Genomic DNA, 22,449 nt, shown 5'->3' on the forward strand with positions numbered 1-22,449 from the left:
CTTTCAAATCAGGAAAGCCAATGTCTCGACAGGGCCGCCCGCGTCGATCAGGTGCACGATCTTGCGGATCAGCCGGGGGCCGGCCGGTGATCGGCGAACCGTATGGAGCACACGACCGGCCCAGAAGCGTTGACGCAGGCGGTATTCGAACAGCGCAAAGTTGGATTCGACCGTGACGGTGTCGGCGCCGGCGTCGACCACCTCGCTGTTGGAGACCACTCGGCGCATCACCGACGGCGGTGTCTGCGAGTGCCGGTTGCCCGTGTTGAGTTGAGCCACCCGGCTTTTGATCCGCCGCCGGTTGTCGTTGATATAGGCCAGCGTGGTCCGCGGGTCGTCGTCGGGGTGCATGGGGACGCGGTATTCGACCGTGTCGTCGTCATCGGCCCACAGCGCCTCCCACTCCGAGTAGCGACCCTCGTCGGCCAGCCGCGCCTCCAGATAGAGAAACGACAGGATCTCGGGATCCGGCAGTGGACGCAGGGCAGGACGTGTCTGCGGTTGAGTCTCGGCGGGCATGGTCACCCCTTCCCGCCGACCACAGCCGCCCAGTGCGCGTAGAACCCGCGTTGCGGCGTCTCGGCGCTCTTGTCCCGGTTGATGATTCCAGTCGTGTCGTCGATATCGCTTTCTATGCCGCGGGCCAGCATCAGCCACTCCGGCAGCTCAGCGGCCAGCCCGGCCTGGTTACGCATGCCGATCTCCCCGTCGTCGGCGATCAGGAAACCCGCCGGACCCATCGCCCCCTCGGAACGGCGCAGCGTTCGCTCGTTCAACGCATCCTGCCCGGGTATCAGGACCGCGGTGGTGTAGGCGATGGTGCGGTCGGTGGCCTGCGGCTCGACGAACATGACGTTCATCTCGGCCAGGAACAGGTTGGGCCAGATCAATGTGTGTGGCGGACCGACCACCAGTGCGTCGTGAGCCTGCTGGGGGCCGTAGGCGCCCTCGAGTGCATCCACGTAGTCGGCGAGCTTGGCCCGTGGGATGCGGCCGTACCAGACGAATTCCTCGTCTAGCTTTCGGTACTCGTCGCTGTAGTCGATCTCCGAATGTCCGTTGCCGAGATCGCGGACCAAGACGTCGACCTTGGTCGGGACGTGCGACACCTTCGCAGGTTTGATCGCGTCGTACACCGAGGCATGAGTGAACAGCGCATGATAGCCGTCGACGTTGTTCTCCACCACCATCTTCCAGTTGGCGTGGTGCAAGTGCTTCATCCAGTTGGCCCGCAGATCGACCTTGCCGGTGGGGGACAGGTTGAGCAGCCGGTCGATGGCGCGCGTCGCCTTGCCGAGATGCTCGGCCAACGAGATACCGTCGGGCGCCAGCGACGCAAAGACGAATCCGCCGTAGCTGTCCACCCGCGGTGCCTGGACGAGGCCCAGTTCGGAACGCACCTGGTCGAATGCCTCCCCGTAGCCCTCCCGCATCGGAACACCCCGCAGCGCACCGGTGTTAGCGAACGTCCAGCCGTGGTACGGGCACCGGAACGAGTTGGCGTTGCCCTTCTCGGCGTTGCACAGTTTGTTGGCGCGGTGGGTGCAACGGTTGAGCAGCACGCGAACCACGCCGTCCTTGCCGCGAACTACAACGACCGGGTCGTGGCCGATTACCCGGGTGAGATAGTCCCCGGGCTGGTTGACTTCGCTCTCGTGGGCGACGTAGACCCAGCCGGTCTTGAAGATGCTGTCCATCTCGCGCCGGAAGATCTCGGGCGAGGTGTACACCGAACCGTGCACGCGGTCGACGTGGATGACGCTGCTGACGTCGAATTCGTTGACGGCAGGGGACGATTCAAGCGTCGTCACTGGTCCTCCAGGGTCTCGATGGCCGGAAGCACGACGTCGCCGAGGCGGCGGAAGCCGATGCGCACCGCGGTCCCGATGGGAGGTGCGGTGTCCGCGGATTGCACGGTGGTCATCACCATGCGGTGCCCGCTCGCCAGTTCGACGTCGATGATGGGATAGGGCGCCAAGGCGAGCACCAGGCCGGGCTCGCGCCGGTGCATCAGCGTCGCGGCGTGTACGACGCCGTGCAGATCGACTGTGCGCCAGTCGTGTTCGGTGTCTCCGCAGTGGTCGCATGCTTTCTGGTCGAACTCGAGCGGCAGCGCGCACGTCGCGCAGAACGGCAACACCAGCTCGTGGTGTGACGCCGCCCGGTACAGCGGCGCCAACGTGTCGTCATCGGTGTCGGGCGCCAGCGCACGATCCAGCAGCCAGTCCTCGAGCGCGGTGGTGGTCATGCGGCGCGCTCCAGCAGCAGCGCCGCGTGGTGGTCCAGTCGGCCGCCGATCCCACCGACAAGCGCCACCGTGGCGCCGGAAACCTGACGTTGGCCGCCGGTGCCGCGCAGCTGAATCATGGCCTCCGCCAAGGGCGTCATCCCCTGCAGATAAAAACCGGACAGCTGACCGCCGCCGGTGTTGGTCGGCAGGGTGCCGCCCGGCCCTGTGCAACCGTCGCGTACGAACTCGCCCGCCGGGAGGTCGCCGGTGAGCCGGTATTCGTCGAGCAGCACCAGAGTCACGATCGAGAACGGGTCATAGAGCTCGGCGACGTCCAGGTCCGAGCGGGTCATGCCGGCCTGGGTGAGGGCGTTGTCCAGTGCGCGGCGACCGCCGCCGAACCATGACTCGGCCCCCGCGCGGCGCCGCCGCACCGGATGCTCTCGGCCGGTGCCGCGCACCCGAATTCGGGTGCTGCCGACCGAGGCCCGGCCGGTGAGCACGACGGCCACCGCCCCGTTCACCGGTCGAGCGCAGTCCAGCAGCCGCAGCGGTTCGGCGATCATAGGGCTGGCGTCATAGCCGGCCTCGTCGAGCGGTTCGCGGTTGACCGCGTCGGGATTGCCGCGCGCCCAGCCCCGTGCCGCCATGGCTACTGTACGCAGGGCGTCGGTACCGGTGCCGGTGACGTGCAGCCAGCGTTGAGTCAGCAGCGCGTAGGTCGGCACCGACCCGAGCAGCCCCGAGGCCCGCTCGAGTCCGCGCACGCCCTCGTTACCGCCGCTGCGCGCATAGGTCGAGCCGGCACCCCGTCCCGCGACCAGCGGCGCGTCTGCGAACACGCACAGGACGGTCGCCGCCTCACCGGCGGCGATCGCATGGCGCGCGCGCTGGATCATGGCGATGGTCGTGGCGCCCTTGATCTCGACGTGCTCCAGCAGGCGCAGATCCGCGAAACCGCCCGCGGCGGCGAAGCCGATCCCCAGCCGGTCCGGCCGGACACCCTGCGAGGAGCCGACCAGCAGCCCGTCGACGTCGGCGCGCCCGATTCCGGCGTCGCGCAGCGCGGCGGCGCTGGCTTGGACGGCCAATTCGAGTGACGTCCCGCCCGGCCGCAGCGACATCGCGGTCATGCCGAGACCCACCAGGTCGACGTTGCCGGCGCTCACGGGCGCTCCGTTGGTCGGCGTTCGCCGCGATAGTTGCCCACCTTCAGCCATTCCTCGCGGTCTTCGGGGCTGGCCAAGGTGAAGCTGGTCAACTCCAGCGGACACAGAAACACGTGCTCTCCGCCTAAGAGGTCCTCGACGAGCAGGCGGGGGCCGTTGCCGCTGACGTCCAACGACAACCGCACGGCTGCGAACTCGTTGGCCAGCTCGGCGAGGACACGGCGTCCAGCCGGAGTGTTCACCTGCCCAGTATTACCGCATACGAGTGTCAGAATCAATGGAAGGTGGCTGGCTGTCGGCTCGTGTATCGCCACCGGGCCGGATGGTCTGGGCCATTCTTTACATGGGAACATGGAGCTTGTGCGACGATGAGAAGCGCGCGCGGCGACGTCAACACTAGATGACAGCTGTGTCAGATACGAAGATTCGAGAAGGCGAGATGAGCCAAGCACAAGCACCGGCCGCGGCGGTCGACGTGGGCCGGGTCGACACGGAGAACTACCGCAGCATCTGGATGTACCTCAAGGAGCTCGAGTTCCGACAGGGATTCGTCGACATCGGAGTCAATGGGGTGCCGGTCCGAACCCGTTATGCCGAGGCGGGCGGGCCGGACAAGCCGCACGCCGTCCTGCTGCACGGCACCGGCGGGCACTGGGAGACGTTCGCGCCCAACCTCGCCGCACTGTCACAGCACTTCCACTGCGTGGCGATCGACATGGTCGGCAACGGGTTCTCCGCCAAGCCGGACTACGACTACGAGATCGCGGTCTACGTCGAGCACGTGCTGGGCGTGATGGACCACTTCGGCATGGCGTCGGCCAACTTCATCGCCATGTCGCTGGGCGCCTTCGTGGCGTCCGCGATGTCCGTCGGTCACCCCGACCGGGTGGACAAGGTGATCTTGATGTCGCCGGCCGGACGGGAGGCGTCGGCGTCGAACATGGCGCGCATTCGCGCGGAACGAACCAAGGCGGTCAACGAGCCGACCTGGGAGTCGTTGCACGCCGTGTTCGCCCACCTGATCGCCGACGAGGCCAATCGCCTGCCCGATCTCATCGGGTTGCGCCAGGCCGTCTATCGGCGCCAGGACACCCGCAACACCATTGACCGGCTGCTGATCCTGCAGGACGAGAAAGTGCGCCACCGCAACCTGATTCCCGACGACAGGTGGCGCGGCATCGAGGCGCCGGTGATGATCGTGGCCTCGGGCAAGGATCACGGTGTGTACCAGGACACCGCGCGCACCATCGCCGACCTGATCCCGCATTCGGAGGTGTTCGAGATGCCCTCGGTGCGGCACTGGCCGCATTTCGAGGATCCCGAGGCGTTCAACGCCGCGGCGATCGAGTTCCTCAGGCGATGAGCAGACCCACCGAGGACGAGCTCCCGGACATAGCCCGGCGGCTGTATGAGGCCGAGCAGACCCACACGCCGATCCGGCAATTGTCGCTCGAGTATCCCGACATGACCATCGAGGACGCCTACGCGGTGCAGCGGGCGCTCGTCGCGCTGAAGGTTGCCGATGGGCGAGAAGTCAAGGGCCGCAAGATCGGCCTGACCTCGAAGGTGATGCAGCGGGCGGTGTCGATCGACGAACCGGATTACGGCGCGCTGTTCGACGACATGTTCATCGAGGACGGCGGCCGCATACCGCCGGACCGCTTCATCCGTCCGCGCGTCGAGGTCGAGTTGGCGTTCGTGCTGGGCGAGCAGCTGTCCGGGCCGGGCGTCACGTTGTTCGACGTGTTGCGGGCCACCGAGTTCGTCACTCCTGCGCTCGAGATCCTCGATGCCAGGGTGCAGATGTCGGACCCCGCTACCGGCCATCTGCGCACCATCGTCGACACCATCGCCGACAACGCCGCCGACGCCGGGTTGGTCCTCGGCGGCCGGGTGTTTCGTCCGTTGGACGTCGACCTGCGCTGGGTGGCGGCCCTGCTGCTACGCAACGGCACGATCGAGGAGTCCGGAGTCGCGGCCGCGGTGCTCAACCATCCCGGCAACGGCGTGGCCTGGCTGGCTAATCGGCTTGCCCCGCACGGGGTTTCGCTGAACCGCGGTGAGGTCATCCTGTCCGGGTCGTTCACCAAGCCGGTATTCGCCGAACCCGGGGACAGCTTTGTCGCGGACTATGGGCCGCTGGGCACGGTGTCGGTGACGTTCGATTCGGCGGCATCGTGACAAACCGGTGGACGCAGCGCATCAGCGTCGGCGACCCGCGGATCGGCATGTGGGTTGCCTCCGGCAGCGGCTATGTCACCGAGATCTGTGCGGGGTCCGGAATCGACTGGGTGCTACTGGATCAGGAGCACGCGCCCAACGATCTACGCACCACACTCGAACAGCTGCAGGTGCTGGCGGGCTACCCCGACGTCGACGTGCTGGTGCGTCCACCGTCGGCCGATCCCGTGGTCATCAAGCAGCTGCTCGACATCGGGGCGCAAAACCTCATCGTCCCAATGATCGACGGGCCCGGTGAAGCCGCAGCGGCGGTGGCAGCCACCCGCTACCCGCCCGAGGGCATCCGCGGCGTCGGCAGCGCACTGGCCCGCGCATCGCGTTGGAACCGCATTTCTGACTATCTCGTCACCGCCGACGCAACGGTGTCGTTGACCGTGCAAGTGGAGAGTGTGGCGGCTCTGGCGCAGCTGGGCGAGATTGTCGAGGTCGACGGGGTGGACGCCGTGTTTATCGGCCCGGCCGACCTGGCAGCCTCGATGGGCCAACTTGGGCAGCCGGAGCATCCTGGGATTGTGAGCACTATAGAGGCTGCGTTGGCGACTATCGTGCAACACGGCAAACGCGCCGGGGTGAATGCGTTCAGCGAGCCGCTGGCACGCCGCTACCTGACCGCCGGCGCGAGTTTCGTGCTCGTCGGAGCGGACGTGGCGCTGCTGGCGCGGGGCGCCGAAGAACTGGCAGCGAGGTATCGCGGCCAATGACCGACGCATTGTTTCTGACTATAGTGTCACCTAGAATTCCGGATCATGGACCTCGACTTCACGCCTGACCAGCTCGAGTTCCGCGACCAGGTCCGCACGTGGCTGGACGAGAACAAGCCGGCCGAACCGCGTCCGCGCGACGACGAGGGTCTCCGCGAATACGACCTCGCCTGGCAACGCACTCAGGCCGAAGGCGGGTGGGCCGGGATCGCCTGGCCCACCCAGTACGGCGGTAAAGGGCTGACGCTGCTTCAGCAGTTGATCTGGTACGAGGAATACGCCGCGCGGGGGTTTCCCGGCATCGATGCGTGCTTCGTCGGTAACTCGCACGCCGGGCCGACCTTGATCACCAGGGCCACCGAGGAACAGAAGTCGTTCCATCTACCGAAAATCCTTGGCGGTGAGGTGATCTGGTGTCAGGGATTCTCTGAGCCCGGCGCCGGGTCGGACCTGGCGGCGTTGCGCACCAAGGCGGTGATCGACGGCGAGCACCTGGTGGTGTCGGGACAGAAGCTGTGGACCAGCTTCGCCACTGTCGCCGATTACCAGGAACTGCTGGTGCGCACCGACAACGCCGGCAGCAAGCACAAGGGCATCACCTGGGTGATCTGCGATATGAGCACGCCGGGCATCGATGTCCGCCCGATCGAGACCATCGAGGGTGGCTCGGAGTTCTGCGAAGTGTTTTACGACGACGTCCGCATTCCGCTGGCCAACGTGGTCGGTGATGTGGGCGAAGGCTGGTCGGTCGCGATGGCCACGCTGTCGTTCGAGCGTGGCACTGCGTTCACCGCCAACCAGGTCCGGTTGGCGAAGATCATCGAGGATCTCATCGATTACGCCCGCGACCACGTCGGGCCGGACGGCCGCAGGCCCGCCATCGCCGACGACGACATCGCGCGACGACTGGCCCGCGCCCGTGCGTTGGTGGCGTCGTTGCGGGCGCTGACCTACACCAATATCTGCGAGGCGATGAAGACCGAGACGCCCGGCCCGCGGGGTTCGATCGTCAAGCTGATGTACGCCGAATTGGCCAAGGAGATCGGCAAATTGGCGATGGACGTACTCGGTCCCGCCTCGGTCCGGTATTCGTCCCGCTGGGATGTCGATGGCTGGGTCGGTTACTACTACTACAGCTTCTCCCAGGCCATCGGGGGCGGAACGTCGGAGATTCAGCGCAACATCGTCGGCGAACGCGTGCTGGGGCTGCCCCGATGAGCACGGTGAGGAGACTGTCATGAACCTGCTGCCCGGGGCTGAGCAAATCGAAATCATCACGGCAGCAGGAGAATTCCTCGCCGACCGGATGCCTGTCGAACGGATCCGCGCTCATCGCCACGCGGAAGCGCCGATTCCCCCGTCGCTGTGGCGAGAATGCGCCGAGTTAGGCCTGCTCACGCTCGGACTCGACGAGGAGTTCGGCGGGTCAGACCGGCTGTTGGACGACGAGGCACTGCTTTTCGTCGAACTCGGCAAGCGGCTCGCGCCAGGGCCGTTCCTGGCATGCACGTTGGGCGCCCGGGTAGCTGCCCGTTGCGGTGACGTGGAGCTCGCGGAGCGGATCGGATCCGGGTGTGCTTCGGTGGCACTGGCGGTGCTGCGTGGCGACGGCGACGTGCGCCCTGTCAAAGGCAATTTCGATGTGTTCGAACCGGCGGGCGCCTCGCACGCCCTGCTGGTGGCCCGCAGCGGCGCTGCTCTGGTCGACATCGAATCCTTCGGTCCGCTGACGCCCGTGACCGCCGCAGACCCGGGTACTCGGATATCCTCGGCCACAGTCGAATCCGCCGAACCGGCGCGCTGGTTGGCTGCCGAGGACGAATGGATCTGGGGGCGAGCCATGGTGCTGACCGCCGCCTATCTCACCGGCCTCGCCACGGCCGCCGCAGCGCTGGCGACTCAACACGCCAAAACCCGTGAGCAGTTCGGCAAACCGATCGGCGTGCACCAGGCGATCAAGCACTCCTGCGTCAACATGGAGATCGCTGCCGAGGCCGCTCAGGCGCAGACATTCTTCGCCGCGATCGCGGTGGGCAGTGAACGTGCCGATGCGCTGCTGCAGGTGCTGTCGGCCGTCACGGTGGCCGGCTCGGCGGCCGTCGACAATGCCGCCGCAGGTATCCACGTGTTCGGCGGGATGGGCTACACGTTCGAGAATGACATGCACCTGTATCTGAAGCGCGCGCACGTGTTTCGGCACTTGTTTGGTGAGCCCACCGACGTGCTGGCCGAACTGCTGGCCCAGGACCGCGCCCAGTGAGTGGCGCCTCGGGCAGCGCAGCCATCGCGGGCGTCGCGCTATCCGACGTCGGCCGGGTCGATGACAAGGGCCCCTATGAGCTGATCGCCCAGGCCAGCCGACGCGCCCTGGCCGACGCCGGTCTGACGCCCGATGACGTCGACGGGCTGGCGTCCACCGGTCAGGGCACCCTGCCACCGGCCGATGTCGGCGAGTATCTCGGGCTGCGGCCCCGATGGATCGACTCGACCGCGGTCGGGGGAGCGTCGTGGGAGGTGATGGCCGCCCACGCCGCCGACGCGATCAGCGCCGGCCACGCCGACGTGGTGTTGCTGACCTACGGCTCGACCGCCCGCTCGGATCTCCGAAAGGGATTGCGGGGGGCCAGCATCAACTGGGGGGCGCGTGGACCACTGCAGTGGGAGGCGCCCTATGGCCACACGTTGGTCTCGAAGTACGCCATGGCCGCGCGGCGACACATGTTCACCTACGGCACCACCATCGAGCAGCTCGCCGAGGTCGCCGTGTCGGCGCGGTTCAACGCCGCCGACAATCCCGAGGCCTACTACCGTGACCCGATCACCATCGACGACGTGCTCAGCGGACCGATGATCGCCGACCCGTTCACCAAGCTGCACTGCTGCATCCGCAGTGACGGCGGTGCGGCCGCCGTCCTCGTCAGCGCGGAACGCGCCAAAGATCTGCGGAGCAAACCGGTCTGGGTGCTGGGTGCCGCGGAAACGACCTCACACATGCTCACCTCCCAGTGGGACGACCTCACGGTCGGCCCGGCCGCGATCAGTGGGCCGCTGGCCTTTGCCCGTTCCGGTGTCTCTCCGTCCGACGTCGACGTCGCCGAAATCTACGACGCGTTCACCTACATGTTGCTGCTCACGCTCGAGGACCTCGGCTTCTGCCCCAAGGGGGAGGGCGGTGGGTTCGTCGAGAAGGGTTCGTTGCGGCTGGGCTGCGAACTTCCCACCAACACCGACGGCGGCGGGCTGTCAGCGTGCCACCCGGGTCAGCGTGGCCTGTTCCTGCTGGTGGAGGCGGCGCGGCAGCTTCGCGGAGAGTGCGGGGCGCGGCAGGTCCCAGACGCGAGGATCGCCTGCGTCAGCGGTACCGGCGGCTGGTTCTGTTCCAGCGGCACAATGATTCTCAGCGCCGAGGAACCGTGACCGTACGCGCACCGCTGAGTTCGGACGTCGCCGACACCAGGGCGATGTTGGAGTCCGCGGCCGCCGCGCATGGTGACAGGGAGGCCTACGTCGAACCGGGAGCGCGGATCACGTTCGCGCAGTGGATCGGTCGGGCCCGTTGCGTGGCCGCACAATTCGCCGACCTGGGGATCGGCAAGGGCGATGTGGTCGCGCTGTGGCTCCCGTCGGGCATCGACTACGCGACATGCTATGCGGCGGCGGCGATGATCGGCGCCATCACCACCGGTCTCAATCCGCGGCTCGGCCGTCAAGAAGTCGAATCGATTCTGCAGCAAGCAGATCCGGTGTTGGCAGTCGCAGACGACCACCTCGGTGCGCTGCCTGGCACTGAGCGTCAAGTCCTGCCACGAACGTCCTTGTCCACCGACACCTCGACTTCGGCGCCACCCGCGGCGACCCTGACGCGCCGGGACCCGGTCGCGCTGATCTTCACCAGCGGAACCACAGGTGTGCCGAAAGGTGCGGTATTTGACGCCGACCGGTTGGCGGCGGGCGCCGCTGCGTCCGGCGTCATGAGCGCGCCGTACGACCGGCGCCTCACGTCGACCCCGTTCGCCCATGCCGGTTACATGTTCAAACTGTGGGATCAGTTGGTCTGGGGCAGCACGCTGGTGGTGCCGCCGGCGTCATGGTCGGCCCAGGGCATGTTCGACGTGCTGCGCGACGAGCGGATCACCGTGGCGGGCGCGGTGCCGACCCAGTGGGCCAAGCTGCTCGAGGTCGACGGCGTGAACCGACAAGCGTTGCCGCACCTACGGATCGGGATTGCGGCCACCGCGCCCGCACCGCCCGAACTGGTGCGACGGGTCGCCGACCGCGTCGGGGTCGCACTGGTCGTGCGGTATGCGATGACCGAATGCCCGACCATCTGCGGAACCGAACCCACCGACGCCGCCGAGGTCCAGTTCCGCACCGTCGGGCGTCCTGCCGCGGGAATGGAGGTGCGCATCGGGCCCGACGGCGTGGTCGAGGTGAGCGGTCCCTGTGTGATGCGCGGCTTCTGGCGCAACCCGCAACTCACCGCGGAGGTGCTGCGCGACGGTTGGCTGCGCACCGGCGATGTCGGCGTGCTCGGCGCGGACGGCAACCTCACCCTGGTCGGGCGCAGTGGCGACATGTACATCCGCGGCGGCTACAACGTCCATCCCGGTGAGGTGGAGCGCACGCTCACCAGTCACCTCGGCGTGAAACATGCTGCCGTGGTTGGCTGTTCCACGCCGGTGATCGGGGAGATCGGCGTCGCATGCGTGGTGCCGGCCGACGCCGCCAACCCGCCGACGCTCGCCGAGCTGCGTACTCACGTTGCGGCCGAACTGGCCGACTACAAGGCGCCCGACGAATTGCTGATCGTTGACGAACTACCGCTGACGGCCATGCTCAAACCGGACCGGCAGGCGCTGCGAGAGCTGATTACGATGCGTGACAACGATATTCAATATCGACAATCGACAGGATGAGAAGCCGAGCGGTGACTCACGGCTGGTCCGGGCGCAACTCGATGAAAAGGCCCTCGGCTTCCGCGCACAGTGTGTCCCCGTGGGTGAGTTCAGCGCGGAGCACCCGTTTGCGTCCTTGCTCGCTGACAAACCACGCCCGTACCGCGAGTTCTGCGCCAACGGGTGTGATGGACCGGAAGTCGGTGTGCAGATACGCCGTTCGCGCAGGTGCACGGTCGCCGCTACTGGCCAGCCGGCCAAGTACCTCATCGAACAACAGTGGGATCGCCCCGCCGTGGACGGCCCCACCGCCGCCCAGGAAGTACCGACCGAACGTTACCGTGCCCTCGACGTGCTCATGGTCACCCGTAACCGGAATGAAGCTGGGAGACATGGTTTGTCCGCGGCCGGGCAGATCGAGCCGGCGAGCGAAGATCTGTCGGCGCTCGGGGACTGCGGATTGGGCCAGCCGTTCGGCCCAGCTGTTCAAGTCGTGCGTCAGAGCCACTGTGGTCGCCGCGTCCGGTCCGGCCGCAGCCACGTCGTCCAGGAAATCGCGCAGGGCGGCGATCATCTCGCCGTATTCGGCGCCGCCGCCCGGGCTGCGGACGGTCGGCTGCTGCCAGGTACGCATCGGCGGGAACCCGCCCTGTGTCTCCTGCTCACGGGTCACTTCGCACACCTCTCGGTCACTTCGCAAGACTAATGCATTGACATTAATAATGATCGCTGGGATGCTGACGTGGCGTGCGTCACTTCACGTCCCTGATCAGAGTTGCCCGCAGGCGGTAGGGAGCGAACATGCCGGAAGTCGCGTCGGACGGTCCCCTGGCCGGCCTCGTAGTGGTCGACCTGTCGACGACGCTGCCCGGCGCGCAGGCCACGCAGTTCCTCGCCGATTGCGGTGCCGAGGTGATCATGGTCGAACCGCTGGACGGTAGTCCGCTGCGCGAGCTGGCCGGCTGGCCCGCCCTGCTGCGTGGAAAGCGCAGCGTGACATTGGATCTGCATGACGACGCCGATTTGGAGCGCCTGCGTGCTCTGCTGCGCCGCGCCGACGTCATGGTGAACACCATGCGGCCGACCACGGCCGCGCGCATCGGATTGACCGACGAGGCGTTGTCGAAGGCGTACCCACGACTGGTCGTAGCGACGATCACCGGATGGGGCTCGACCGGGCCGTTCCGTGACTACAAGGGCTGGGAGGCCCTGGTGATGGCGAAGACCGGCGTAATGCACGAAAAGCGCGGACTGGCGACGAGGCCGGGACCGGCTTACACCACCTTCGCCTATGCCTCCTGGGGAGCCGCCCACGCCGCTGTCCAGGGTGTGCTTGCCGCGCTCCTCGAGCGGGAGAGCAGTGGTTGCGGCCAAACTGTAGAGACCAACATGGTGACCGGCATGGGTTCGATGGATCCGTACAACTGGTTCTACGAAATGGTGCTGGAACGGTTTCCCGGCGCCTTCGAACCCATGGACGCCGCCTACGACGATCTGGGTCGGCCACAGGCCTACCTCATCTACGCGCTGCTGGTGTGCCCCACCAAGGACGGCCGATGGTTGCAGTTCGCGCAGGTGTCGCCCAAGCTGATCGGGGCCTGGCTGACCGAACTTGACTTGCTGAAGGAACTCACCGACCCGAAGTGGCAAGGGTTTCCGATGCTGCCGACCCCCGAACTTCGCACCGAGTGGTGGGACATGATGATCGAGCGGGTGCGGGCCCGCACCCTCGCCGAATGGCAGCAGGCCATGGCCGAGAATCTCGACCTCAGTGGCGAACTGTTCCGGTGTCCCGAGGACTCGCTGGACCATCCGCAGACCGCTCATGAAGACCGTGCCGCCACGGTGATCGATCCCGAACTCGGCCCGGTGCGGCAGCCGTCGACCCTCATCCACGCCGACGGCAGGCCGCTGACCCGGCTTCGGCCGGCCCCGCGAGTCGGCGAGCACAACGGCTCGGTCACGTTCGACCCCTCGGGCGACGCTGCACCGACACCGCGCGGACACCGCGACGATCCGCCGCTGACGGGCGTGACGGTGCTGGAGTTCGGCAGCATGTTCGCCGGACCGTACGGAGCGACCCTGCTGGCCGACCTGGGCGCCCGCGTGATCAAGGTCGAGCCGCTGGAGGGTGACAACATTCGCAACCTGGTCGCGTTCCCCGAGGCCGGCGGCGCAAAGGTGTTGCAGGGCAAGGAAAGTGTCGCAATCGACTTCACCAAACCCGAGGGCCTCGAGCTGGTTTACGACCTGGCCAGGCGGGCCGACATCGTGCTGCAGTGCTTCCGCGGCAAAGCCGCGGAGCGGGCGAAGATCGACGAGGCGTCACTCAAGGCCGTCAACCCCGAGCTGGCCTTCGTGACGACCTCGGGTTACGGGGTCGATGGACCGTTTGCACACCGGGCCGCGTACGCGCCGTCGGTCGGCGCGGCGTCCGGCCTGGCGCTGGTCGACAGCCACGACACGGGTGAACCACCCACCGACCTCGATGACCTGCACCGGCGAGCGGTCAGACTCCACGCGGGCGGGGCCGTGCCTGCCGTGCAGGCCGATGGGATTGCGGCGCACGGTGTCGGCTCGGCGCTGCTGGTTGCCTTGTACGCCAAGCAGATTGGACGCCCGTTGTCCAACGTGGTCACGACGATGCTGGCCACCGCGCAGCAAGCGATGATCGCGTACAACGCGAGCTACGCGACGCGCCCGGCGACGATGCCGGCCGACGACCAGTTTTTCGGCATGAGCGCGCTCTACCGGATGTACCGCGCTGCCGACGGCTACGTCTTTCTCGCTGCGCCGTTGCCGCGCGAGTGGCCGGCACTGGCGAAGGCGATGTCGCCGTATGTCGATTTGCATGCCGACCAGCGCTTTGCCGACGCCGATTCCCGCGCCCAGCACGCTGACGAGCTAATCGCTACACTGGCACCAGTTTTCGCGACGAAGACCAAGCTGGAGTGGGAGCACGAACTGTCCGCTCAGGATGTCGGTTGTGTCGAGGTGGCGGAGGCCAACTCCGAACTGGTGCTGCAGAGTGACCCGTACTTCGAGGCCGGCTACTCGGTGCAGGCGCACAGCCCCATCTTCGAGGAGCACCGCCGACTCGCCCCGCTGTGCCGGTTCTCGCGATCACGGACACGGGCCGACGCGGGATGCACCATCGGGCAGCACACCGATGCGGTGCTGCGCGAAATCGGACTGGACGAGGCGGCGATCGCCGACTTGAGGGTCAGGGAGATCGTTGGCGGCGGCTGAGCTTTCCCGCGCGAGCAGACGCAAAATCACCTTTGCCTCGGCGTGTCGCGGTACTTAGGCGTCTGCTCGCGAGGGGGAGTCGTCGTGTTCAGCGATCAGCGCGCGGGTCTCGTAGGACACCGGCGCCGTCAGCATCCCGACCCAGGTGTCCACGTAATTGTGCAGCTGCGCTTCGCTGAGTCCATGCCCGGCCCGGGCGGCGGCGGCCAGTACGTTGATCAGACTGATGTACAGCTGAAATGTCCGGCCGCGGCGGATCCGCTCGGGCAGGTCTTGCAGCGCGGCGTCGACCAATTCCTCCAGCTTCTCCTGAGTCCATTCGTCGTCGACGTGATCGGGCCAGTAGTCGGTGCGCGCCCGGGGATCCTCCATGAGCCGGGCCAGGAAAGGCGCGAACATCTCGCCTACCGCGATGCTGTTGGCCAGCGGCCGCACCAGCAGCCACACCACGGCGCGGGGGTCCGCCTCTTTGCCTTCCTCGCGCATGCTCGCGAGCATCTGCTGACGATCGGTGCCCAGAGACGCTTGACGGTAGGCGATCAGCGCGCGGATCAAGCCGTCGCGGGACCCGAAGTGGTAGCGGATCACCGAGGTGTTGGACTGTCCGGCGGCTTGCTGGATCTCCCTCAACGTCACCGCCTCGATGCCGCGGGTGGCGAAGAGCCGCTCGGCGACCTCCATCAACATCACCCGCGTCGACTCGCCCGAAGCATTCCGCCGCCGCGCGCCCGCGGCTGACTCGGTTCCCTGCTGCGCCATCCGCCTCCTCCAGTCCGCCTCAGTTCTACCGGGACCGCGCCTACAGCCCAATAATAATGTTTGCATATTAGAAATACTGGACTTGCGGCAGATCAGCTGGCATCATTCGAATGAGCGGGGATGCATGGAGGGCCAATGAGCATGATCTGGACGAATTCGGGTGATTCGCACTTCCTGGAGCCCGACGACCTGTGGCAGTCCCGGTTGCCCAAGGCGCTCGCCGAGTTGACACCGCGTGCGGAGAAGGATCCCGACGGCGAGTACGAGACGGTGTCCGTGGACGGACAGATCTTCCGACGCAAGCTGCCGTCGTCGGCGATGGCAGCCTTCGTCGAGGAGAGCATGAAGCCGCAGGGCATCCGGGACGCGAAGGCACGCTTGGGTGATCTGGACAAGGAGGGCGTGTGGGGAGAGGTGATCTTCCCATCGCTGGGCATGTGGGGATCGACGTTCCGTACTCCCGAACTACTCAAGGCATGCATGCGTGCCAGCAACGAGTGGGCGGTCGAGGAGATCTGCGCGGTGTCGTCACGCTATGTGGTGACCGCGCAGGTGTCGACCCTGGTCGTGCAGGACGCGGTCGAGGAATTGCATTGGGCCGCAGGCGAAGGGTTCAAGGCGGTCTTCCTGCCGACGACACCTCACCCGAGCGCCCCGGACTGGCACCGCAAGGAGTGGGAGCCGTTCTGGGCAGCGGCCGAGGAAGCCGGCATGGTCGTCGCGTTCCACATCGGCACCGACCCGGTCGACATGACGGTCGGTGGCGCCAGCGGAGGAGCAGGCATGGTGTATCGCGGGCCGGGCGGGGCGGTGATGAATTACGCCGAGACCACGTTCTCCGGACAGCGGGCGGCGATGAAGATGGTCGCCTCCGGCGCATTGGACCGCCACCCCGATCTGCGTGTGCTGATCTCCGAAGGCGGCGCGACCTGGGTGCCGTTCCTCGGTGACCGAATGGTCGAGGGCTACCGCCAGCACCATATGGCGGTGCGGCCCAAGCTGACTCGCAGTCCCAAGGAGATCCTTTACAGCCAGGTGTACGCGTCATTCCAGCACGACGAGACGGCGGTCGCCGCCTACGAGCACATGGGCTACCAGAACGTGATGTTCGGCAGCGACTATCCGCACATGGAGGGCACGTTCGGCCACACCCAGGACACCCTGAAGGGACTTTTCGACGGCGTGAGCGACGAGACGCGGCTGCGCATCACTCAGGGCACGTTCTATGAACTGTTCCCTGACGTGCCGCCGATTCCGGCCGAAAAGTTCTGAGCGCGTGGCTAATTCGTCCGGCCTGCGCGACGTTGCGATTGTGGGTGTCGGCGCCACACCCTATTACAAGCGTGGCGGGTCGCTGCCCAAGTCGATCACCGAGTTGGCCGGCGAGGCCATCTTGGCGGCGTGCGAGGATGCCGGCCTTCCCGTGACGGACGTCGACGGCTTTGCTTACTACTCGGGCGCCAGCGCGGGCTACACCGAGAAGATGGACACCGCCGATTTCGTGGAAACGCTTGGGATTCCGGAGGTCCGCTTCACCGCCGCACTGACGTCTGGCGGGGGTGGCTCGGCGGGCGCGATCGGGCTGGCGAGGGCAGCCATCGTGGCAGGCGATGCCTCGGTGGTGGTCACGGTGATGGCACTGCAGCAGTCCAAACAGCGCCTGGGCTCGGTGTTCTCGGCGATCGAACCCGATCCGATCAACTCGTTCCTGCAGCCATCCGGGCTGTTCGGTCCGGGACACCTGATGTCGGTCATGGCCCGTCGCCACATGCACCTCTACGGCACCCGCCGCGAGGCATTCGCCGAGATCGCGCTCTCGACACGGGCCAACGCGGCGAATCGACCCAAGGCCATGCACCCCGAACCGCTGACGTTGGAAGACTACTTCAATGCCCGGATGATCGCAGAACCCTTGTGCCTCTACGACTTCTGCCAAGAGACCGACGGCGCCGTCGCGGTGGTCACCACTGGGATGGATCGGGCCAAGGATCTGCGGCAGCCACCGGTGCCGGTGGTCGCCGCCGCCCACGGTGGGGTCCGCGATTGGGGCAGGGCCTTCGCGTGGATGGGGATGCCCGATGAATACTTCGCCTCCTCGGGCAATGCGCCCATTGCCAAACGGCTGTACCAGCAGGCCGGCATCGGTGCGGGCGACATCGACGTGGCCTTGCTCTACGACCACTTCACTCCGATGGTGCTCATGCAGCTGGAGGACTACGGGTTCTGCGGCAAGGGCGAGGGCGGCGCATTCGTCGAAAGCGGAGCGATCCGCTACGACGGCGGCTCGATTCCGGTCAACACCCACGGCGGCCAACTCTCCGAGGCCTACATCATCGGGATGACCCACATCATGGAAGGAGTCGAGCAGATGCGCGGCACCGCCATCAACCAGGTCCCCGACGCCGAACTCGCCCTGGTCACCGGCGGACCGGCGAGCCTTCCGGTCAGCGGGCTCATCCTGGGACGGGCAGCGTGAGTACGGCCGCCGCGGTCCTGGCCACGACGATCCCCGGCGAGCACGTGCGGATCGCGGTCAATAAGGACACCGAGCCGTTCTGGACTGCTGCACGGGAACATCGACTCGTCGCACCGCAGTGCGGCGACTGCCATACCTTCCGCCTCCCCCCGACGCCGTTCTGCCCCAATTGCCAATCAAAGGCGGTCAACTGGGTCGAACTCAGCGGCCAGGCGGTCGTCTACAGCTTCGCCGTCGTGCACGGTTTCCCGGGCATGCCCGAGCTGGTGTTAGTGCCCGCGGTCCTCGACCTGCCCGATGCACCCGGTGCCCGACTCGTCTCCAACATCGTCGATGTCGCGCCCGTCGACGTCACGATAGGAATGCCTGTCCACGTTGATTTCTCACCGATCGCCGACGGCTGGATGCTGCCTGTGTTCCGGGTCGACGATCAGGACGAGGAGTAACGCCGTGTCCGATGACACCGCCCTGCACGAAAAACCCCTGGAGTTCCTCACCAGTATCGCCAACACCGGCGGAGCGTGTGACGGCCAGGCAATCCTGCCGGTCAATGGTCACTTCCGTTGTACGTGCTCATGCGGCGACTGGGACGTCGAGGTCGATGATCCACAGGAAGGCTTGCGGCAAGCAAGGATTCACACCGGCAGCGTTGCCGACTGAAACAAGAGGAGCCGAACCCGTGGGAAATCTGAATGGCAAAGTCGCCTTCATCACCGGAGCGGCGCGAGGCCAGGGCCGCGCGCATGCGGTCCGGCTCGCGGCGGACGGTGCGGACATCATCGCGCTCGATATCTGCCGCGACATCGACTCCATCGACTATCCCAACGCCGGCCCCGAGGACCTCGACGAGACCGCCAAGCTCGTCGAGAAGGAAGGCAGGCGCATCGTCGCCCGCCGGGCCGACGTCCGCGACGCCGACGCGGTCGAGCAGGTGGTGGCCGACGGACTCGCCGAGTTCGGCCGCCTCGACATCGTGATCGCGAACGCCGGCGTCATTCGGCTGGGCCCTGGCGGCGACCGGCGGCAGACCTTTCGTGACATCATCGACGTCAACCTCATCGGCGTGTGGAACACCGTGGAGGCAGCTGCCCCCTCCCTCGTCGACGGAGGATGCGGCGGATCGATCGTGCTGACCTCCTCGAGTGCAGGACTGAAGGGCACCGGCACGGATCGGGCCGGTGGGCAGGCCTACACCGCGGCCAAGCGCGGGCTGGTCGGCCTGATGCAGGTGTGGGCGAATGAGTACGCGCAGTACTCCATCCGCGTCAACACCATCCACCCGACCGGTGTGGCCACCGGAATGGTGATGAACGAGACCATGGGCAACCTGCTGGAGGCCAACGACACTGCCGTCGCCGCGATGCAGAACGCGCTGCCCATCCAGATCCTGATGCCCGAGGATATCGCCAACGCGGTGGCATTCCTGGTGTCCGACGAGGCGAAGTTCATCACCGGCACTGCGTGGCCGCTCGACGCCGGCTTCGCGGTCCGTTGACGGTCCCGGCGGATGTCGAGGAGTATTGCGTTCGTCTCGCGACATAGTTAACCTAGTTCGATGAGTCTAGGTCGATCCGCGCGAAAGGACGTCATGATCCAGAATCAGTCCACGGCAACATGTCCGGTGAAGCAGATCGATATGAACACTCCGGACGCACCGGTGCTGACGCACTTCCGCCTGCTCGACGAGTGTCAAGACGAAGCCCGTCCGGTCTTCCGAAACACCGAGGGCGATGTGGATTATTGGGTTTTCACCGACAACTCGGTGATCCTGGACGGACTCCAGCACCCGGAGCTCTGGTCCAGCAGCGTCATCGTGCCGACCGACCCTGAGCCGCCGTACAAGTGGATCCCGATCATGATCGACCCGCCGGACCACGCCAAGTGGCGGCACGTGCTGGCGGAGTACTTCTCACCGGGTCGGGTCAAGGGCTTGCGCGACGCGCAGCAGAAGTTGGCCGCGGAACTGATCGAGCAAGTCGCAGGCGAGGGTGGGTGCGACTTCGTGCCGCGAATCTCGCGGCTGTTCCCGTCGACGGTCTTCCTGACGATCATGGGCATGCCCGTGGAGGATCTCGAGAAGTTCCTGGCCTGGGAGGACATGATCCTGCACCAGAGCGGAGTCGGCGACGAAGTCAACGCGGCCCGGCTGGAAGGCATGACGCACGTGATGGGCTACTTCTCCGGCCTGATTCAACAGCGCCGCGAGAACCGCGACCCGGACGCCGATGACATCGTCAGCAAGGCCATTGACTGGACTATCGACGACGAACCGATCAACGACATGGAGCTGCTCAACTGCCTTCTGCTGCTGTTCATGGCCGGCCTCGACACGGTTTCCAATCAGCTGTCGTACGCGATGTTGCATCTGGCCACCCATCCGGCCGACCGCGCCCGGATCGTCGGCGAACCCGAGCTCATTCCGAAGGCGGTGGAGGAACTGCTTCGGGTTTATCCGATCGTGCAGACCGCGCGAAAGGCGACCCAGGACATGGACTTCCACGGGTGCCCGGTCAAGGCGGGCGACATGGCGTCGTTCTCGCTGGCGTTCGCAGGCCGGGATGAATCGGCCTATACCGACGCCCGAACGGTCGACTTCGACCGCGGGGTCGCACGTCACCTGTCTTTCGGCGGCGGACCGCACCGTTGCCTCGGCTCGCACCTGGCCCGGCAGGAGCTCGCGGTGGTGCTGGAGGAATGGCACAAGCGCATCCCGGATTACCAACTCGACGGGCAGGCGATCGAGCACGGCGGTCAGGTATTCGGCGTGGATGCGCTGCCCCTGACGTGGCGCTGACGTGAGCGTGCCACGTACGCAGGACCGGACGTGGCATGACGTCGGGCAGTTGATCGGGCGAGACGTGACGGGTTAGCGCATGCGACATTCGTTGACGTTCGATGTCACCAGAGGTGTTGGGTCCGATGAGGAGCTGACTCAGGAAGCCTGGTTGTTTCTGCCTGAGCGGCCCGCCGACGTGCGTGGCGTGTTGCTCTGTCTCGCCGGGGGCACCTACGACAAGCACTATTGGCACATCGACATCGACGGCTATTCCGGGTACAGCTTCGGCGAGCACCTGGCCGACTCCGGGTTCGCCGTGATCGCAGTCGATCACCTCGGGATCGGCGACAGCACGGACCCTGTCACGTTGGGACCCGTGGGGTTGGAGTTGCTCGCAAAGGGCGATGCCGAAGTCGCGCGCCAGATCCGAGAACGGCTGCGGCACGGCGAGTTACACGAGGACCTTCCCTCAACTACTGCACCGCTGTTTGGCGTCGGTCATTCGATGGGCGCCTGCTTGACGACGATGGTGCAGGCGACTGCGCATCTCTATGACGCTGTCGTGCTGCTGGGCTACGGCGTTCAGATCACCAATGTGTACCAGGACACCCCCGATGCGGCCGAACTCGAGGCGCGGATCCAGCAGACCATCGAGGTGTCCTGTCAGCTGGCTGGGGCCGAGCCGACCGACGCCCACATCTACGCGCCTCGCGGGTACCTCGCCGACCTGTTCTATGCCGGCGAAGTTCCGCAGCAAGTCATCGACGCGGATACCGCCGTGCAGAGCCGGACTCCGCTGCGGGCGGCCGCCGAGGTCACCACCCCGGGAATAGTCGAGCGGTATGCACCCCAAGTGGATGTCCCCGTCTTCCTCGGATTCGGCGCGGCGCTGGACGTTTCGCCGAACCCCTATGCAGAACCCGCCAACTACACCGGTTCTCCGGATGTGACGCTGCACCTCGTTCCGAGTTCGGGGCACTGTCACAACTTCGCGAGTCACCGTACCCAGTTATGGGACCGCATCGCACGCTGGGTGACGACCGTCGTTCCCGTCCCGCTCGCCGCTGACGCCGTATCCCTCGACGCTTAGGAGATCAGTGACCGTCGGATTCCTTGGCGCGGGACAACTCGGCGAGCCGATGGTCGAGCGATTACTCGGCGCCGGTCACGACGTGCTGGTCTATGCCCGGCGTGAGGAGGCCCGCCGACGACTGGCGGCGAAGGGCGCCGCGATCGCCGATTCGGTGGCCGGCCTGGCGCGCGGGAGCGACTTCCTGATCTCATGCCTGTTCTCCGATCTGCAGCTGCGCGAAACCGGGCTCGGGCCAGACGGTTTCATCGCGAATGCGAAGCCGGGTGCGGTGTTCGTGTCTCACACGACGGGCACACTGTCCACCCTCGAGGCGTTTCGGAACGGTTCTCCCGCGGCACCGGTCATCCTCGACGCCCCGGTCAGCGGCACCGCGGACGATATCGCTGCAGGCACGCTGACCGTGCTGATCGGGGGACCGGGTGACGCCGTCGCCGCCGTGACGCCAATCCTGGCCGCCTACGCCGACGCGGTGGTCGCGACCGGCGCGCTGGGCAGCGCGCTGGCGCTCAAGCTGATCAACAACCTGCTGTTCGCGGCCAACGCCCAACTACTCGCTGCAGCAACGCAACTGGGCGCCCAGCTGGGCGTCGAATCAGACGTGCTCTTGTCCACGCTGCAGGTGTGCAGTGCCGGGAGCCAGGTGGCCGCCCACGCCCATCGCATCGGCGGGATGGGCCGATTCGCCGAGTTGGCCGGGCCGTTCCTGCGCAAGGACATCGCGGCGTGTCGCGAGGCCGCGGCCGAAGCGGAGGTGGAACTCGGATTGTTGGGCACCACTGTGCGAGAGGGACCACTGGACCTCGACGCCGTCGACTCGGCGACGGCAGTGACTCCCTGACGACGGGTCGACTCACGGGGGC

At 66.5% G+C, this 22,449-nt stretch carries 23 protein-coding genes; 16 read left to right on the forward strand and 7 right to left on the reverse strand.

Going from position 1 to position 22,449, the window contains the following annotated elements; translation table 11 throughout:
• Positions 1 to 3: 3 nt before the first annotated feature.
• The 5 genes from VGG53_RS16035 to VGG53_RS16055 are packed head-to-tail and all read right to left on the reverse strand — an operon-like array spanning position 4 to position 3,641.
• Positions 4 to 519 carry an aromatic-ring-hydroxylating dioxygenase subunit beta gene (locus VGG53_RS16035; protein WP_331519048.1) on the reverse strand — a complete coding sequence of 172 codons (516 nt, stop codon included), beginning with the start codon at positions 517 to 519 and terminating at the stop codon, positions 4 to 6.
• A gap of 2 nt (positions 520 to 521) precedes the next feature.
• Positions 522 to 1,811, reverse strand: a complete 1,290-nt coding sequence (locus VGG53_RS16040) for an aromatic ring-hydroxylating oxygenase subunit alpha (protein ID WP_331519049.1) — start codon at positions 1,809 to 1,811, stop codon at positions 522 to 524.
• Positions 1,808 to 2,248 (reverse strand): OB-fold domain-containing protein, encoded by a 441-nt coding sequence (locus VGG53_RS16045; RefSeq protein ID WP_331519050.1) that lies wholly within the window; start codon positions 2,246 to 2,248, stop codon positions 1,808 to 1,810. The genes VGG53_RS16040 and VGG53_RS16045 overlap by 4 nt, the downstream gene beginning before the upstream one ends.
• On the reverse strand, positions 2,245 to 3,363 hold the full coding sequence (locus VGG53_RS16050) for a thiolase family protein (RefSeq protein ID WP_331519087.1): 1,119 nt from the start codon (positions 3,361 to 3,363) through the stop codon (positions 2,245 to 2,247). The genes VGG53_RS16045 and VGG53_RS16050 overlap by 4 nt, the downstream gene beginning before the upstream one ends.
• 32 nt (positions 3,364 to 3,395) lie before the next feature.
• Entirely contained in the window at positions 3,396 to 3,641 is a 246-nt protein-coding gene (locus VGG53_RS16055; protein ID WP_331519051.1) for a hypothetical protein, read from the reverse strand.
• Positions 3,642 to 3,838: 197 nt separating this feature from the next.
• On the opposite strand from VGG53_RS16055, the gene VGG53_RS16060 reads away from it, so the two are divergent.
• Genes VGG53_RS16060 through VGG53_RS16090 form a run of 7 tightly spaced genes read left to right on the forward strand, consistent with a single transcriptional unit; the run spans position 3,839 to position 11,257 of the window.
• Positions 3,839 to 4,762 carry an alpha/beta hydrolase gene (locus tag VGG53_RS16060; protein WP_331519052.1) on the forward strand — a complete coding sequence of 308 codons (924 nt, stop codon included), beginning with the start codon at positions 3,839 to 3,841 and terminating at the stop codon, positions 4,760 to 4,762.
• A complete protein-coding gene (gene hpaH / locus VGG53_RS16065; protein ID WP_331519053.1) occupies positions 4,759 to 5,580 on the forward strand; it encodes a 2-oxo-hept-4-ene-1,7-dioate hydratase in 822 nt (273 codons plus the stop codon). The genes VGG53_RS16060 and hpaH overlap by 4 nt, the downstream gene beginning before the upstream one ends.
• Positions 5,577 to 6,341 (forward strand): aldolase/citrate lyase family protein, encoded by a 765-nt coding sequence (locus tag VGG53_RS16070; protein WP_331519054.1) that lies wholly within the window; start codon positions 5,577 to 5,579, stop codon positions 6,339 to 6,341. Before hpaH ends, VGG53_RS16070 begins: the two co-directional genes overlap by 4 nt.
• 45 nt (positions 6,342 to 6,386) lie before the next feature.
• Entirely contained in the window at positions 6,387 to 7,559 is a 1,173-nt protein-coding gene (locus VGG53_RS16075) for an acyl-CoA dehydrogenase family protein (RefSeq protein WP_331519055.1), read from the forward strand.
• A gap of 19 nt (positions 7,560 to 7,578) precedes the next feature.
• Positions 7,579 to 8,601, forward strand: coding sequence for an acyl-CoA dehydrogenase family protein (locus VGG53_RS16080; protein ID WP_331519056.1), 1,023 nt, complete (start codon positions 7,579 to 7,581; stop codon positions 8,599 to 8,601).
• Complete coding sequence (locus VGG53_RS16085; RefSeq protein ID WP_331519057.1) at positions 8,598 to 9,758, forward strand: acetyl-CoA acetyltransferase; 1,161 nt, start codon at positions 8,598 to 8,600, stop codon at positions 9,756 to 9,758. The genes VGG53_RS16080 and VGG53_RS16085 overlap by 4 nt, the downstream gene beginning before the upstream one ends.
• 44 nt (positions 9,759 to 9,802) lie before the next feature.
• Positions 9,803 to 11,257, forward strand: a complete 1,455-nt coding sequence (locus tag VGG53_RS16090; RefSeq protein WP_331519088.1) for a class I adenylate-forming enzyme family protein — start codon at positions 9,803 to 9,805, stop codon at positions 11,255 to 11,257.
• 16 nt (positions 11,258 to 11,273) lie between these two features.
• On the opposite strand, the gene VGG53_RS16095 is transcribed toward VGG53_RS16090, so the two are convergent.
• Positions 11,274 to 11,810: a hotdog domain-containing protein gene (locus VGG53_RS16095; RefSeq protein ID WP_331519089.1), complete on the reverse strand. Its 537-nt coding sequence runs from the start codon at positions 11,808 to 11,810 to the stop codon at positions 11,274 to 11,276.
• 227 nt (positions 11,811 to 12,037) lie between these two features.
• On the opposite strand from VGG53_RS16095, the gene VGG53_RS16100 reads away from it, so the two are divergent.
• Positions 12,038 to 14,485 (forward strand): CaiB/BaiF CoA-transferase family protein, encoded by a 2,448-nt coding sequence (locus VGG53_RS16100; protein ID WP_331519058.1) that lies wholly within the window; start codon positions 12,038 to 12,040, stop codon positions 14,483 to 14,485.
• 54 nt (positions 14,486 to 14,539) lie between these two features.
• Here the strand turns inward: VGG53_RS16100 and VGG53_RS16105 are convergent, their stop codons facing one another.
• A complete protein-coding gene (locus VGG53_RS16105; protein WP_331519059.1) occupies positions 14,540 to 15,244 on the reverse strand; it encodes a helix-turn-helix domain-containing protein in 705 nt (234 codons plus the stop codon).
• Positions 15,245 to 15,379: 135 nt separating this feature from the next.
• Between VGG53_RS16105 and VGG53_RS16110 the strand changes: the two genes are divergently transcribed.
• The 8 genes from VGG53_RS16110 to VGG53_RS16145 all read left to right on the forward strand — a co-directional run bounded on the left by VGG53_RS16110 (position 15,380) and on the right by VGG53_RS16145 (position 22,427).
• The gene (locus tag VGG53_RS16110; protein WP_331519060.1) at positions 15,380 to 16,516 is read left to right on the forward strand and encodes an amidohydrolase family protein; all 1,137 of its coding nucleotides are present in this window, start codon (positions 15,380 to 15,382) and stop codon (positions 16,514 to 16,516) included.
• A 4-nt stretch (positions 16,517 to 16,520) separates the two neighbouring features.
• Positions 16,521 to 17,720: a thiolase C-terminal domain-containing protein gene (locus VGG53_RS16115; protein ID WP_331519061.1), complete on the forward strand. Its 1,200-nt coding sequence runs from the start codon at positions 16,521 to 16,523 to the stop codon at positions 17,718 to 17,720.
• Complete coding sequence (locus tag VGG53_RS16120) at positions 17,717 to 18,166, forward strand: Zn-ribbon domain-containing OB-fold protein (protein WP_331519062.1); 450 nt, start codon at positions 17,717 to 17,719, stop codon at positions 18,164 to 18,166. Before VGG53_RS16115 ends, VGG53_RS16120 begins: the two co-directional genes overlap by 4 nt.
• 4 nt (positions 18,167 to 18,170) lie before the next feature.
• On the forward strand, positions 18,171 to 18,380 hold the full coding sequence (locus VGG53_RS16125) for a hypothetical protein (protein WP_331519063.1): 210 nt from the start codon (positions 18,171 to 18,173) through the stop codon (positions 18,378 to 18,380).
• Between the two features lie 19 nt (positions 18,381 to 18,399).
• Positions 18,400 to 19,215, forward strand: a complete 816-nt coding sequence (locus VGG53_RS16130; RefSeq protein WP_331519064.1) for a mycofactocin-coupled SDR family oxidoreductase — start codon at positions 18,400 to 18,402, stop codon at positions 19,213 to 19,215.
• A gap of 141 nt (positions 19,216 to 19,356) precedes the next feature.
• Entirely contained in the window at positions 19,357 to 20,514 is a 1,158-nt protein-coding gene (locus VGG53_RS16135) for a cytochrome P450 (RefSeq protein ID WP_331519065.1), read from the forward strand.
• A gap of 79 nt (positions 20,515 to 20,593) precedes the next feature.
• Entirely contained in the window at positions 20,594 to 21,586 is a 993-nt protein-coding gene (locus VGG53_RS16140; RefSeq protein ID WP_331519066.1) for an alpha/beta hydrolase, read from the forward strand.
• A 7-nt stretch (positions 21,587 to 21,593) separates the two neighbouring features.
• Entirely contained in the window at positions 21,594 to 22,427 is an 834-nt protein-coding gene (locus tag VGG53_RS16145) for an NAD(P)-dependent oxidoreductase (RefSeq protein ID WP_331519067.1), read from the forward strand.
• Positions 22,428 to 22,449 lie beyond the last annotated feature (22 nt).

It is taken from the genome of Mycobacterium sp. (assembly GCF_036490025.1).
Taxonomy (GTDB): Bacteria; Actinomycetota; Actinomycetes; order Mycobacteriales; family Mycobacteriaceae; genus Mycobacterium.